General features: G+C 57.7%; 13 protein-coding genes and 1 tRNA gene. All 14 read left to right on the top strand.

Features of this window, described 5'->3' with window-relative positions; genetic code table 11:
- Positions 1-9: 9 nt before the first annotated feature.
- The 14 genes from HMPREF9238_RS02580 (at position 10) to HMPREF9238_RS02515 (ending at position 13,869) form a co-directional block, all read left to right on the top strand.
- Positions 10-741, top strand: a complete 732-nt coding sequence (locus HMPREF9238_RS02580; protein WP_051109760.1) for a M23 family metallopeptidase — start codon at positions 10-12, stop codon at positions 739-741.
- Positions 742-744: 3 nt separating this feature from the next.
- On the top strand, positions 745-1,515 hold the full coding sequence (locus HMPREF9238_RS02575; protein WP_016443878.1) for a glycerophosphodiester phosphodiesterase family protein: 771 nt from the start codon (positions 745-747) through the stop codon (positions 1,513-1,515).
- Positions 1,516-1,583: 68 nt separating this feature from the next.
- Positions 1,584-1,656 (top strand) — tRNA-Arg (locus tag HMPREF9238_RS02570).
- A 119-nt stretch (positions 1,657-1,775) separates the two neighbouring features.
- Complete coding sequence (locus HMPREF9238_RS02565) at positions 1,776-2,225, top strand: ribose-5-phosphate isomerase (RefSeq protein ID WP_016443877.1); 450 nt, start codon at positions 1,776-1,778, stop codon at positions 2,223-2,225.
- Positions 2,226-2,351: 126 nt separating this feature from the next.
- Positions 2,352-4,031, top strand: a complete 1,680-nt coding sequence (gene argS, locus HMPREF9238_RS02560; RefSeq protein WP_040316643.1) for an arginine--tRNA ligase — start codon at positions 2,352-2,354, stop codon at positions 4,029-4,031.
- A gap of 12 nt (positions 4,032-4,043) precedes the next feature.
- Positions 4,044-5,459 carry a diaminopimelate decarboxylase gene (lysA, locus tag HMPREF9238_RS02555; RefSeq protein ID WP_016443875.1) on the top strand — a complete coding sequence of 472 codons (1,416 nt, stop codon included), beginning with the start codon at positions 4,044-4,046 and terminating at the stop codon, positions 5,457-5,459.
- The gene (locus HMPREF9238_RS02550) at positions 5,456-6,754 is read left to right on the top strand and encodes a homoserine dehydrogenase (RefSeq protein WP_016443874.1); all 1,299 of its coding nucleotides are present in this window, start codon (positions 5,456-5,458) and stop codon (positions 6,752-6,754) included. The genes lysA and HMPREF9238_RS02550 overlap by 4 nt, the downstream gene beginning before the upstream one ends.
- Positions 6,754-7,683, top strand: coding sequence for a homoserine kinase (gene thrB / locus HMPREF9238_RS02545; RefSeq protein WP_016443873.1), 930 nt, complete (start codon positions 6,754-6,756; stop codon positions 7,681-7,683). Before HMPREF9238_RS02550 ends, thrB begins: the two co-directional genes overlap by 1 nt.
- A gap of 278 nt (positions 7,684-7,961) precedes the next feature.
- Positions 7,962-9,707, top strand: a complete 1,746-nt coding sequence (gene rho / locus HMPREF9238_RS02540) for a transcription termination factor Rho (protein WP_040316641.1) — start codon at positions 7,962-7,964, stop codon at positions 9,705-9,707.
- 147 nt (positions 9,708-9,854) lie between these two features.
- Positions 9,855-10,067, top strand: coding sequence for a 50S ribosomal protein L31 (gene rpmE, locus HMPREF9238_RS02535; RefSeq protein ID WP_016443871.1), 213 nt, complete (start codon positions 9,855-9,857; stop codon positions 10,065-10,067).
- Between the two features lie 88 nt (positions 10,068-10,155).
- Positions 10,156-11,283, top strand: coding sequence for a peptide chain release factor 1 (gene prfA, locus HMPREF9238_RS02530; RefSeq protein WP_051109759.1), 1,128 nt, complete (start codon positions 10,156-10,158; stop codon positions 11,281-11,283).
- Between the two features lie 2 nt (positions 11,284-11,285).
- Positions 11,286-12,119: a peptide chain release factor N(5)-glutamine methyltransferase gene (gene prmC, locus HMPREF9238_RS02525; RefSeq protein WP_016443869.1), complete on the top strand. Its 834-nt coding sequence runs from the start codon at positions 11,286-11,288 to the stop codon at positions 12,117-12,119.
- Positions 12,119-12,769, top strand: coding sequence for an L-threonylcarbamoyladenylate synthase (locus tag HMPREF9238_RS02520; protein ID WP_016443868.1), 651 nt, complete (start codon positions 12,119-12,121; stop codon positions 12,767-12,769). Before prmC ends, HMPREF9238_RS02520 begins: the two co-directional genes overlap by 1 nt.
- A complete protein-coding gene (locus tag HMPREF9238_RS02515; RefSeq protein ID WP_016443867.1) occupies positions 12,766-13,869 on the top strand; it encodes an MraY family glycosyltransferase in 1,104 nt (367 codons plus the stop codon). Before HMPREF9238_RS02520 ends, HMPREF9238_RS02515 begins: the two co-directional genes overlap by 4 nt.
- Position 13,870 lies beyond the last annotated feature (1 nt).

Below are 13,870 nucleotides of genomic sequence, written 5' to 3'. Positions count from 1 at the left end.
TTAAGCCTTTTGAAGGGCGGTCTTGTTGCCGTAGTTGCGGCAGCGACGGTTGCTGTTCCGATCACCGGATTTGTGGGGCCGGAAACTTCGATTGCGCTACCTTCAAAAATGATAGCTTCCCCGGCCACACAGTCTTCGTGGGCGAAGAACACGGACGTCGTTGTTTCGGAGGCAGAGGGGTTGCGTCAGGTTGCTGGTGCAGCCTCGCGGGCGAAGTTACGCACTCCACTGGAGATTTCGCAGTGTTTGGAAGGCATGCCGGCTAACGGAAACCGCTCGGTTTCAGAGTCCGCCCCCATTGTTTGGCCGCTGCTTGAGGGAACTTTCAATATCGCATCCCCATTTGGCTATAGGTTCCACCCGGTTCTGGGTTATTCCAAGTTGCATGAGGGTCTCGATTTGGCCGGTCCGATTGGTACCCCGATTTTTGCTGCATCCGATGGGGTGGTGCAGGCTTCGGAGCCGATGGCGGGCTATGGGTACTGGATTCTCATTAAACACACCAAGCCGGGCGGCGAGGTGTTTTACACCGGTTATGCGCACATGTTTGCCGAGGACGTTTTGGTGAAAGCCGGGGATCAGGTGCACGCCGGTCAGCGGATCGCTTCGGTGGGAAATACGGGTACATCTACCGGCCCGCACTTGCACTTCGAGGTGCACGATAAAGACGATCAGCTAGTGGATCCGATGGTGTGGTTGCAGGAGAACAACGCGCGCCAGCCGGGCCAGGGTTGCGACTAGTCCATGTATGACATTCCGCGTAGGGGAGCCCCGCTGGTTGTAGCTCACCGAGGTGGAGCTAACTTGGCTCCGGAGAACTCTTGGGAAGCGTTCGAAAATTGCGACAGGCTCGGTTTTCACTTTGTGGAAACGGACGCTCATTTGACGGCTGACGGCCAGGTGGTGTTAATTCACGATCCGATGCTAGATCGCGTCTCGAATGGTTCTGGTCTCGTGTCTGCTCATACCTTTGACGAGCTAAAAGATGTGACTATTAACGGCTCTGCGCGCGGCCCGGTTTTGCTCGCGGATGTTTTGCGAACTTTTCCTCATTTGAAGCTCAACATTGATGCAAAAGAAGAGGACGTTTGGCTCCCAATGATTGAGGTCATCCGCGCTCATGGAGCGATGGGCAGAGTATGTTTAGCCTCATTTGATTCGGCTCGTCTGCAGCGTATTCGGCAGGCGGCACCGGAAATCAATACTTCACTGGGACAACTGGAAGTTGCGCGCTTGTTCCTCGCTGCACAAACGCGCACGCGCAGCCTGGTGTCGCGGCAGAACTGGCGGCGTCGCGGAGTGGTGGCCGCGCAGATACCGCTAAAGGTTGGCCCGCTGCGTTTGGCTACTAAGCGCTTTGTCAGTTTTGCACACTCTCTTGGCGTCGCGGTGCACGTGTGGACGCTGAATGAGCCGGAGGAGATCGTGCAGGCACTAGATGCTGGCGTTGATGCGATTATTTCGGACGATCCGGTTCTGGTTCGTGAGATTATTCGCGCCCGCAAATCCATGTGAGTTCGCGTCTGCGTTTACCGGTTTCTTAACCTCCCTGGTACGATTACAACGGCATTTGAGATAGCCAGGCCCCGATAGCTCAGCGGATAGAGCGTCTGCCTCCGGAGCAGAAGGTCGCAGGTTCGAGTCCTGTTCGGGGCGCTTTTCGTTTTGTGGTGTGAACGGGTAAAGGCCCTTTTGATGGGTCATATTTTGCTTTCCAACTATGCTTTACGGCTTCGTGTAATAATTAGGTAAACAATCTTTCTTTGGAGGTCGCAATGCGCGTGCATATCGCAGCTGATCATGCTGGATTTGGGCTTCGGAACTACCTGATTGAAATGTTGAAGGAGGCGGGCCACGACGTCGTTGACCATGGTGCAACGCAGTACGATGCCCTCGATGCATACCCAACGATGTGTATTCCATGTGGCGAGGCCGTGGCGGCTGAACCGGGTTCACTTGGCATCGTGATCGGTGGTAGCGGCAACGGCGAACAGATGGCGGCGAACCTCGTGAAGGGTGTTCGCGCCGCACTGGTGTGGAATGAGGCCACCGCGGTGTTGGCTCGCGAGCACAATGATGCGAATGTGATCGCGATTGGTGCCCGTCAGCACACGATGGAGGAGGCCGCTCACTTTGTGAACGTGTTCCTTGCCACGCAGTTCTCGGGCGATTCTCGTCATGCTTACCGGATTGGTTTGATGAGCGAGTACGAGAAGAACCACTGATATAAGGCGCTCGAGGGCAGGCCCAGGCGCGGGCCTGCCCTTTTGCATGCCTTGACTTCGGGTGGCTTTGTTCGCTCGGTGGGCTCTGGTTACGCGGGGCGGGGGTTTGCCTTTAAGATTGGGGGCGTGACTCCTAAAGATTTAGAAAAGCTTATCCATGAGGTTCTGACCGGCTCTGTGAGCGACGGTGCAATTCGTTTGGACGCCGAGGACATCCCCCAGGATGTGACGGTGGAGCGTCCGCGGAACCGCGAGCACGGTGATTGGGCAACGAACATTGCGATGCGTCTGGCGAAGAAGGCGGGGATGAATCCGCGTGAGTTCGCGCAGATCATTGCGGATCGTTTGGTATCGGAGGCCGGTATTGCACAGGCTGAGGTAGCGGGCCCGGGCTTTATTAACGTCCGTTTGGATGCGGCGTCGGCCGGCGAGCTTGCACGCACGATTTTGGAGGCGGGCGAGGATTACGGCCGTAACGAGTCGCAGGCGGGTAAGCATGTGAATCTGGAATATGTGTCGGCTAACCCCACCGGACCCATTCATCTTGGTGGCGCACGTTGGGCGGCGGTTGGCGATTCAATGGCACGCCTATTGAAGGCAGCTGGGGCGGACGTCACTCGCGAGTACTATTTCAATGATCACGGCGCGCAGATTGATCGTTTTGCCCGCTCGCTGTATGCGCGCGCAAAAGGAGAGCCGGCGCCCGAGGATGGTTACGGCGGCCAGTATATTGAGGACATCGCGAAGCAGGTGATCGCTGACTCACTTGCAGCCGGGGAGCCAAATCCGCTTGAGCTTAGTGAAAGCGAGGCCGTGGAGGCGTTCCGTGCTCGGGGCGTGGAGCTTATGTTCACCGAGATTAAGGTGAAGCTAAAGGAGTTTCGGTCTGAGTTTGACGTGTTCTTCCACGAGGATTCCTTGCATGAGTCGGGCGCGGTGGATGAGGCGATTCGGATTTTGCGCGAGCGCGGCCACATCTTTGAAGAAGATGGCGCGCTGTGGCTTCGCACCACCGACTTCGGTGATGATAAAGACCGCGTGTTGGTCAAGTCTGATGGCGACGCAGCGTATTTTGCAGGTGATCTGGCTTACTACTTGGATAAGAGGGCGCGCGGGGCTGATAAGGCCGTGTATCTGCTGGGCGCGGATCACCACGGTTACATTGGCCGCATGATGGCGATGTGTGCGGCGTTTGGCGACGTTCCGCATAAGAACCTAGAGATTTTGATCGGTCAGATGGTTAACCTGGTTCGTTCGGGCAAGCCGGTGCGCATGTCGAAGCGGGCGGGCACGATCGTCACGCTGGATGATCTGCTGGATGCGGTTGGCGTGGATGCGGCTCGTTATTCGCTTACTCGCGCGTCGATGGATCAAAACCTAGACATCGATCTTGACCTGCTGTCGCAGAACACGAATGACAACCCAGTTTACTATGTGCAGTACGCGCATGCCCGTACGGCTAACGTGGCGCGCAATGCGGAGGAACACGGTGTAACTCGTAGCGCTGAGTTTGATCCGGCCGCACTTTCGCACCCAGCTGACGGACAGCTTTTGGGTGTACTCGCGCAGTACCCAACGGTGGTTGCGCAGGCAGCGGAGTTTTTGGAGCCACATCGCGTAGCACGCTACCTCGAAAGCCTTGCGGGGGCTTACCACACTTGGTACGCACAGTGCCGCGTGACGCCGCGTGCGAACGAAGAGGTTGATGCGGGCCACGTGGCTCGCCGCTGGTTGAACGATGCGGTAGCGCAGGTTCTACGAAACGGCTTAGACCTACTTGGGGTGTCCGCCCCAGAGCGCATGTAGGAGACTGTAGGGATGAGCCACGACCTCGAAAATCTCTTGGCGCCGCGCCCAAGCGAGCGGCCCGATCTCTGGCCGTGGAGTGCAAGGCACGATGGAACTGAGCTTTCGCTTGGTAAAGTCAGTGCTTCGCAGCTGGTGGAATCATACGGTTCGCCGTTGTATGTGCTGGACGAAGCCGACCTGCATGGCCGCGCGAACGTGTGGGCAACGGTTATGGCCGAAGAATTCTGGGACGGCTACGGCATGGGCGGAGGCTCGGCGTACTACGCGGCAAAGGCCTTGATGAGCGGGCGCGTGATTGAACTGGTCACTAGCGCCGGCATGGGCGTGGATACGGCGAGCTTGGGTGAACTCACGCTCGCGCTTCGTGCGGGAGCGGATCCTGATTTGGTGGGGTTGCACGGCAACAACAAGTCGGATGAAGAACTACGTTTGGCGATCAACGCTGGAACCCGTGGCATTGCGCGAATTGTGGTTGATTCAATAGGCGAGGTGGAGCGGGTTACTCGCATTGCCAGCGAGTTGGGCCGCCGCGCCCGAGTGATGATACGCGTGACTACGGGCGTACATGCCGGTGGTCATGAGTTCATTGCCACCGCGCATGAAGACCAAAAGTTTGGTTTGTCGTTGGCGTCAGGCACGGCTCTGGAGGCTGCCCGCAAGATTGCGGCGCATGAATCGCTTGAGTTCATGGGATTGCACGCCCATATTGGCTCCCAGATCCGGGACCTCGAGGCGTTCGCCGAGTCCGCCTCACGCCTGCTGTCCCTGGCCAAGCAGTTGGCTGATGAGGGTGTGGTTTGCCACGAACTTGATTTGGGTGGCGGCTACGCGATCACGTACACGGGAGCGGATCCGCAGCCCCTCGCGCCAAAGGAAATCGCTCGCACGCTCGCGGGCGCTATACGCGAGGCGTGCGAGAAGTTTGATCTTAAAGTGCCGCACGTATCAGTGGAGCCGGGGCGGTCGGTAATCGGTCCAACTGTGGTGACGCTGTACCGGGTGGGCACAGTTAAAGATGTACCGATTGAGGGCGGCTCGCGCCTGTACGTGTCGGTTGATGGGGGTATGTCGGACAACATCCGTCCCGCCCTGTACGACGCGAAGTACACGGCCCTGCTGGCCAACCGAGAGTCGGATGCGCCGCTGCGTTTGGCTCGCGTGGTGGGTAAGCATTGCGAGTCTGGTGACATCGTGGTTTCTGACGTGGCGTTACCGGGCGACATCCACGAGGGTGATGTGCTTGCTGTTCCCGCAACGGGCGCTTACGGTCATTCGATGTCGTCGAACTACAACATGCTTACGCGCCCGGGCACGCTCGGCGTAGGCATGGGGGAGCCACATTGGCTGATTTATCCGGAAAAGCTAGAGGATTTGTTTGCGCGCGACGCCGCGCTAAACGCCGCTGAACTCGGGGAGGAAAAGTGAGTAGCGTTCAAAAGATTGCCGTTCTAGGTGCGGGCACGGTTGGTTCGCAGGTGATTCGTCTGATTGAGGAGCATCAGGCGGATCTGGCTGCGCGGGCGGGAGCGCGTTTGCAGGTTGAGTCGGTGCTGGTGCGCGATGTGAACGCGAAGCGCGATTTTGAGGTTGATCCCGCTCTGCTTACCACAAATGCGAATGAAGCGATCGATGGCGCCGACATCGTGATCGAGCTGATTGGCGGTATTGAACCTGCATTCACGTTCGTGAAGCGCGCGCTTGGCAATGGTTCAACGGTGATTACTGGCAATAAGGCTTTGCTGGCCCAGCACGGCGCACAGCTTTATGAGCTGGCGGAACAAAACGATACGGATCTTTATTACGAGGCCGCCGTGGCCGGCGCAATTCCGATTGTGTACGGTTTGCGCGAGTCGATCGCGGGTGACCGGGTGAATCGACTGGTTGGCATTGTGAATGGCACTACTAACTTCATTCTCGATCAGATGACCACAACGGGCGCGACGTATGAGGATGCGCTGAAGAAGGCGCAGGAGCTCGGCTTTGCCGAGGCCGACCCTACGGCAGACGTTGAGGGACTAGATGCGGCCGCGAAGTGCGCGATTATGGCTTCGCTCGCGTTCCACACCCGCGTTTCGATGGCAGACGTAACGGCGCAGGGCATTAGTAGCATCACGGCGGAGGACATCGCCCAGGCTGCGAAGTCAGACATGGTTATTAAACTCATCGCGGTGGCGGAGCGTTCTAATGCGGAGGGGAAAGAGGGAATCACCGCAGCGGTTTATCCTGCTTTGATCCCGGTTTCGCACCCGCTGGCTACGGTTGCTGGTGCTTTTAATGCGATTCTATTGGACAACGAGTCGGCTGGCCGCCTAATGTTTTACGGCCAGGGAGCTGGCGGCACCCCCACGGCGTCGGCAGTGCTGTCTGACTTGGTGGCGGGCGCTTCGCATCGCGTTTTGGGTGGTCACGCGCCGCGCGAGTCGCGGTACGCAAAGCTGCCGATTTTGAGCCCTGGTATTGCATCTTCGCGCTTCCAGGTTTCCCTCCTTGTGGCAGATAAGCCGGGCGTGCTTGCTGAAGTTGCAGGCGTATTTGGGCAAAGCGGCATTTCGCTGATCACCGTTTCACAAGAGATGGCGAAGCCGGGGGAGGCCACGCGTGTAACTTTGTCTACCAGCGCCACGTCCGGTAAGAGCATGGACGGTGTCCTCGCGAAGTTGCGCGATCTGCCTGTGGTGGTTGAGGTGGCGTCGGTATTTCGGATTGAGGGTGAGGCCTGATGCGCCTCACGAATGATTTTGTTCGGGTGAAGGTGCCGGCAACTTCGGCAAACCTGGGCCCGGGTTTTGACCACGCGGGGCTGGCACTTGGCATTTTCGACGAGGTCGAGATGCACGCTGTTGTGGGCGAAACATTCGTGCAGGTGATGGGCCATGGCGCCGGAAAGGTGCCCGAGGGTGAGGACAACTTGATTGTTCGCTCGGTGCGCAAGGGGCTTGAATACCTGGATATGCCGCAGGTTGGTTTGCGGATGGTGGCGCGCAATCGGATTCCGCATGGTGCGGGCATGGGATCGTCGGCCGCAGCTGCGGTGGCGGGGCTGATGTTGGCGCGTGGCCTCGTGGGAGAACAGTCGTTGTCTTTGGACGAGGTGTTCCAGCTTGCCACGGATATTGAGGGCCACCCGGATAATGCTGCCCCAGCGGTGTTTGGTGGCGTCACGTTCTCGTGGATGGACAAGAGTGCGAAGACTGTTGTGCGACCGCCGCGAGAGGATCTTGGCGCGTGGGTTTTGACACCTAAGTTTGAGGTTTCAACCAAGCAGGCGCGCGCGGCCCTACCGCAGCAAGTTCCGTTGGAAGATGCGACGTTTAATCTTTCGCGGGCGTCGTTGCTGGCTTTGATTCTTTCGGGTCAGGCACCTTTGGAGTATCTGATGGATGCAACCGAGGATCGCTTGCACCAGGCTCAGCGCGCCCAGGCTATGCCTTCAACCTATGATTTGGTGCAGTATTTGCGAGGTCAGGGCTTACCTGCCGTGGTTTCGGGCGCGGGCCCGTCTGTGCTCGTGTTTGGAACGCTTGATCCGCAGCTTGTGGAAGAGGCGAGGGCAGCCGGTTGGTCGGTGAAGAATCCCGGTATTACAGCGGTCGGTGCGTCAATGGAGGCTTCGCGCGAGGGTGGGGAGAGCCCGGTAGAGCGCTTCTAGGCCACGCGGGCAGTGTATATTTTCAAAACGCGTGTTTTGCTGGTAGCATTAAGGGCGACTCATTGAGTCGCTGCTAACACCTGTTAGCTATCTAAATCTTCCATCTTGCGTTTAACGCCGGGAAGAATGCATTCTCATCCTTTTGATGTCTCTTTCTTCCTGTGTTTCACGATGGAACGCTCCTGCTTCAACAGCAGTCTTTCATGGCTTTTGGCCGGTAAAAGTAAGGAAATTCGTTGAGCGAAAACCCAACTACTAAAAAGCGTCCACTGTCGCAGATGCGTCTTGCCGAATTGCGCGAAGTTGCCATTGAAATGGGACTTCAAGACACGGAGAAGATGCGTAAGGCCGAGCTTCTCGCGGCGATTCGAGGTGCGCAGGGCGCAAAACCACAGGCGGATTCGAAACCGCAGGCGGAGCCTCAGCCGCAGACTAAATCCGCGCAGAACCGTGGGGAAGAAAAGCGCGAAGAGTCGACTTCTGCTTCCAAGAGCGAGCCGGCCAGTAAGACCGACTCGTCGGAGCCTCGACGTAGGCGCCGTCGCGCGGAGAGCAATGGGGGAACTCCAGCGGCCATCCAGTTGGATGTGAAGGCAGAACTGGGCGAGCCCCAGGATTCGCACAACGGTGCTAGTGCTACAAGCCTGCTTGATGAGATCAAACTTCCTTCGGCGGACGATGCGCACCAAGATGATGGTTCCGATAGTGAAGATGGCTCGAATCGCAAACGAAACAAACGCAATAATCGGGACAACAACCGCGACAATAACCGCAATAACAATCGAGAGCATCACCGCGATGACAAGGATCGTGATGATCGCGGTCGCAGGCGTCGCGGTCGGGATCGCACGAAGCGTCGCCGCGATGACGAAGAGCCACAATTGCAAGAAGACGACGTATTGATTCCGGTTGCGGGCATCCTGGACGTGCAGAACAATCACGCGTTTGTGCGCACTTCCGGCTACTTGCCTGGCCCGAATGACGTATACGTGACCCTGGGTAACGTGCGGCGCTGGAACCTGCGTCCAGGTGACGCAATTGTTGGTTCTATTCGTCAGCCGCGTCAAAACGAGCGGCAGCGCCAGAAGTACAACGCCCTTGTTGCGGTTGATTCGATCAATGGTATTTCAGTTGAACAGGCCGGGGAACGCCCCGAGTTTTCAAAGCTCACCCCGCTGTACCCGGATGAACATCTACGCCTTGAAACCACGCCGAAGGCAATCACGCCGCGCATCATTGATCTCGTAGCCCCGATTGGTAAGGGACAGCGTGGCCTCATCGTTTCGCCGCCTAAGGCCGGTAAGACGATCATCATGCAGCAGATGGCCAACGCGATTTCACAGAACAACCCGGACGTGCACCTCATGGTTGTCCTCGTTGATGAGCGTCCGGAAGAGGTCACGGACATGCGCCGTACGGTTAAGGGCGAGGTGATTGCCTCAACGTTTGACCGTCCGGCCTCGGATCATACGATTGTTGCGGAGCTCGCGATTGAGCGCGCCAAGCGCCTGGTTGAGCTGGGCCACGACGTGGTTGTGCTTCTTGATTCGATCACGCGTCTGGGCCGAGCCTACAACTTGGCGGCACCGGCTTCTGGCCGCATCCTGTCCGGTGGTGTGGATGCTTCGGCACTGTACCCGCCAAAGAAGTTCTTTGGCGCTGCGCGCAACGTCGAAGAGGGTGGTTCGCTAACGATCATCGCTTCGGCTCTTGTAGAGACGGGTTCGAAGATGGATGAGGTTATCTTTGAAGAGTTTAAGGGCACGGGCAATATGGAACTGCGCCTGTCGCGCCAGCTGTCTGAGCGTCGCATCTACCCGGCAGTTGATGTCAATGCTTCGGGTACGAGGCGCGAAGAGATGCTGTTTAAGAAGGAAGAGCTTGCAATCATGTGGCGTCTGCGCCGCGTGCTGGGCCAGCTCGACCAGCAGCAGGCGCTTGAGCTTATGCTTGACAAGTTGAAGGACACGCAAAACAACGCGGAGTTCCTAATGGCGATCGCGAAGACAACGCCAAAAGATTAATGGAGAGCCGGCCGGAAATAGTGATCTATTGTACGGCCGGCCACCTGGCAATTAGCGTCTAAACCTGGCAAACTAAACGGCGGTTCCGGTTCACCAGCGAATTAAGCGTCTGGACCCGGCATCCTCGAATTCCTTAAGGAGAAAACCATGAAGCAGGGTGTACATCCCGATTACAAGGCAGTGCACGTGACGTGCACTTGCGGCAACGAGTTTGATACGGCATCGACTCTGGGCGAAGACGAGCTTCGCGTTGATGTTTGCTCGAACTGCCACCCGTTCTACACCGGCAAGCAGAAGATTCTTGATACCGGTGGTCGCGTGGCTCGCTTCGAGGCTCGCTACGGCAAGCGTAAGCGCTAGGTATTCTTTGGCGGCGCCGCGCCCAGGTTTGGGGCGTGGCGCCGCTACTGTATTTTGGACGTAGGGAGCCGCAAAGTCGGCTAGGTTAATGAAAAGCGAGGACCAAGTGGGTCAAGATTACAGCCACGAGTTGCAGGCGGTTGAGCCGTTGCTTCAGGAATATCGGGAAGTTGAGCTTCAACTTGCTGACCCTCAGGTGCTTGGCGATAGGGTGCGTTCGCGCAAGCTGGCGAAGCGCTTTTCAGAGCTTGGCGCGGTGAAAGCGGTTGCGGACCGTTTCACGCAAGCACTGGGAGATTTTGAGGCGGCGCAGGAGATGGCGGAGCTTGATGAGGAGTTCGCGGCTGAGTTGCCGGCTATGGAGCAGGCGCTTCAGAAGGCTCATGACAAGCTGGTACGCACGCTGGTTCCACGCGATCCGTCTGATGCTGATGATGTGATTTTGGAAGTGAAGGCCGGCGAGGGCGGCGAAGAGTCTGCGCTGTTCGCAGCTGATCTTGCCCGCATGTACACGCGCTACGCGGAGACAAAGGATTGGAAGGTCAAGGAGCTGTCCTCCACGCCTACGGGTCTTGGCGGTTTGAAGGAAATCTCGCTGTCTATTGCTTCGAAAGGTAACGTGGCGCCGGAGGATGGCGTGTGGGCGAACTTGAAGTTTGAAGGTGGCGTGCACCGCGTGCAGCGCGTGCCGGTTACCGAGTCGCAGGGGCGCGTACACACTTCCGCTGCGGGCGTAATTGTGGTTCCCGAGGTCGAGGATGATGAAGAAGAGATCGAAATTGATCAAAACGATCTTCGCATCGACGTGTACCGCTCGTCGGGTCCGGGTGGCCAGTCGGTGAATACGACGGACTCCGCAGTTCGTATTACGCACATTCCGTCGGGCATCGTGGTGTCGATGCAGAACGAGAAGTCGCAGATCCAAAACCGTGAGGCCGCTATGCGCGTATTGAAGGCGCGCTTGATTCAAAAGCAGCGGGAGGAGCGCGAGGCGGAAGAGGCTGCAGTGCGTCAGTCGCAGGTGCGTTCGATGGACCGCTCCGAGCGCATTCGCACCTACAACTTCCCGGAGAACCGGATTGCGGATCACCGCACGGGTTACAAGGCGTATAACTTGTCGAACGTGCTGGATGGCGACTTGGGCCCGGTGATTGAATCTGCCATCGTTATGGATGAGCAGGAGCGCATGGACGCGGCAGGCCAGTCGAAAGAGTAGCCGTGGATCCGCTGACGTTGTTTCGCGAGGGGATACAAACCCTCGCGCAAGCGGGTGTTGAGAGCGCGCAGGCCGATGCGCGCGCGATTTTCGAGACCGTGCTTGGGGCGCCTATTTACATGTGGCCGCGCGAGATCGAGCCGGACGATGCACGGGAAATAGAGGCGCTGATTGCGCGCCGGGCGTCTCGTGAACCGTTGCAACACGTGTTGGGGAAAATGTGGTTTTACGGCCTTGAGCTTGAAGCCGGTCCCGGCGTGTTTTGTGTGCGGCCCGAAACAGAGGTTCTGGCGAAGTGGGCAATTGACGCGATTGCGGGCGAGGCCGCCGTGGTACTGGATGCGTGTACCGGTTCGGGGGCACTCGCACTGGCGATTGCGGCGAATACTCCGGCGAGCGTGGTTGCGCTGGAAAAGTCGCAGGCGGCTTGCGTGGCGGCGCACGCAAATGCGCAGGCCCTCGGGCTAGAGATGCAGGTGGTACAGGGCGACGCGCTGGTGTTTAACCCACAGTGGGAGGCCAACTTCGATCTGGTGATATCTAATCCTCCCTATGTGCCGCCCAGGCAGTTGGCGCCCGAACTCGATTTTGATCCGCCCGAGGCCCTGTGGGGCGGGGGCGATGATGGCCTGGATTTTGTGCGCAGTCTAGTTCCTGTGATCTACCAGTATTTGAAACCGGGCGGATGCTTCGGCATGGAACATGATGACACGCAGGGTAAAGCCGCCTTTGAAATCGCGAGAAACGCCGGGTTTGTGCACGTGCGCACGCTCGCAGATTTGAATGAGCGCCCCCGGTTTGTTGTAGCGCAAAAACCGTTAGGTGAATGTAGATAATGGAAAGCATGAAAGTGGATGCGCGCGCGGGTATTTCGCAGTCTGATGCGCAGGCCGTAAAGAAGATTGTCGAGACCGGTGGCTTGCTGGTGCTACCCACGGACACGGTGTATGGCATTGGGGCAGACCCGTATTCAACTAGCGCGGTAAATGCAGTTCTAGCTGCGAAGGGGAGGGGGCGGCAGATGCCTCCTCCGGTACTCATTTCAGATACGCAGGACGCCGCGAGGGTAAGTTCGGAGTTGAACGAGGCCGCACACCGCCTGATCGAGGCGTTTTGGCCGGGCGCTCTGACGCTGATTGTGAAGGCCGAAGAAGGGATCCGCTTCGATCTGGGCGATATTAAAGACACGATTGCGATCCGCATGCCTAACCACGAGGCGACGTTAGAAGTTTTGCGCGCGGTGGGCCCTCTGGCAGTTACTTCTGCGAACCTGACCGGACAGCCTGCCGCAACAAGCGTCGAAGAGGCAATAAAATATTTTGGTGAGGGCGTTGATTGCTACATCGATTCTGGGCCGACTCCGGGCCCGGTGCCTTCCACGATTATCGACGTTACCGACGACGTTCCGGTTCTCCTGCGAACCGGCATGATTTCGGTCGCGGACATCGAGGCAGCCTGCGGTCAGAAAGTGCGAATTAATCAGTGAAGCTCTACATTCTAGTGATGGTGCTAGCGGCGGGAATCACGTTTGTGATGACCGCGATCATGCGACGCTTGTCGCTAGAATGGCGTGTGCTTACGCCCGTGCGTGAGAGGGACGTGCACACTGTGCCAACGCCTCGCCTCGGCGGGGTGGGGATGGCATTAGGGTTCATTATCGCCATGCTCTTTGCCTCGCGGCTCGATTACTTCAACCCGGTGTTCCAAACGGGCACCCCCTGGGCGGTGATGATTGGCGTGCTAGCTATCGCATTGCTTGGCCTCGTGGATGATATTTGGGACCTGGACTGGCTGGCGAAGCTGGCGGGCCAGATCCTGGTTGCTGTTTTCATGGCCTACTTTGGCGTGCAGCTGATTTCATTCCCCATCTTCGGCATTACTATTGGCTCTTCCAACCTGTCACTGTTCGTCACTATCTTCATGTTTGTCGCGATAATGAACGCAGTGAACTTTGTGGATGGTCTGGACGGACTCGCCGCCGGGGTGGTGGGCATTGGCGCGTTTTCTTTCTTCGTGTATTCCTACATGCTTACCCGCGTTACCGGGGCGCTGACCTACGCTACGACATCGTCGCTGATAGTTGCGGTCCTGGTGGGGATATGCGTTGGTTTCCTGCCGCATAACTTCCACCCCGCATCTATCTTTATGGGTGATTCTGGTGCTCTCACGCTGGGCACTATTGTCGCGGCTGCGGGCATTATTGTGACGGGTCAGATTGATCCGAGTGTGCTGGGCACAGAGCAGGTTATTACCGGTTTGCTCCCTATAGTTCTGCCCCTGCTGGTGATAGTCATCCCACTGGTAGACATGACTCTGGCGGTTTTCCGGCGTTTACGGGCGGGTAAATCACCGTTCCAGGCTGATCGAATGCACTTGCATCACCGCTTACTCAACCTGGGACACAGTCAGGTGGGGGTCGTGATGATCATGTACCTGTGGACGGCTGTGATTACGTTTTCTGCGGTCGCTCTTATCGTGTTTAGCCCCAAACAGGTTGCTGCCGTGGCGATTCCTGCAGTGATAGCTAGTATTGTGTTTACCGTCCGATTCTTGCCGGGCTTGCGGCAGAAGATGCAAAGGAAGTGAC

The sequence above is a fragment of the Gleimia europaea ACS-120-V-Col10b genome (genome assembly GCF_000411155.1).
Lineage (GTDB): Bacteria > Actinomycetota > Actinomycetes > Actinomycetales > Actinomycetaceae > Gleimia > Gleimia europaea_B.
Note: the sequence above shows the minus strand (reverse complement) of the source record. Positions and strands in the feature narration are given on the sequence as shown.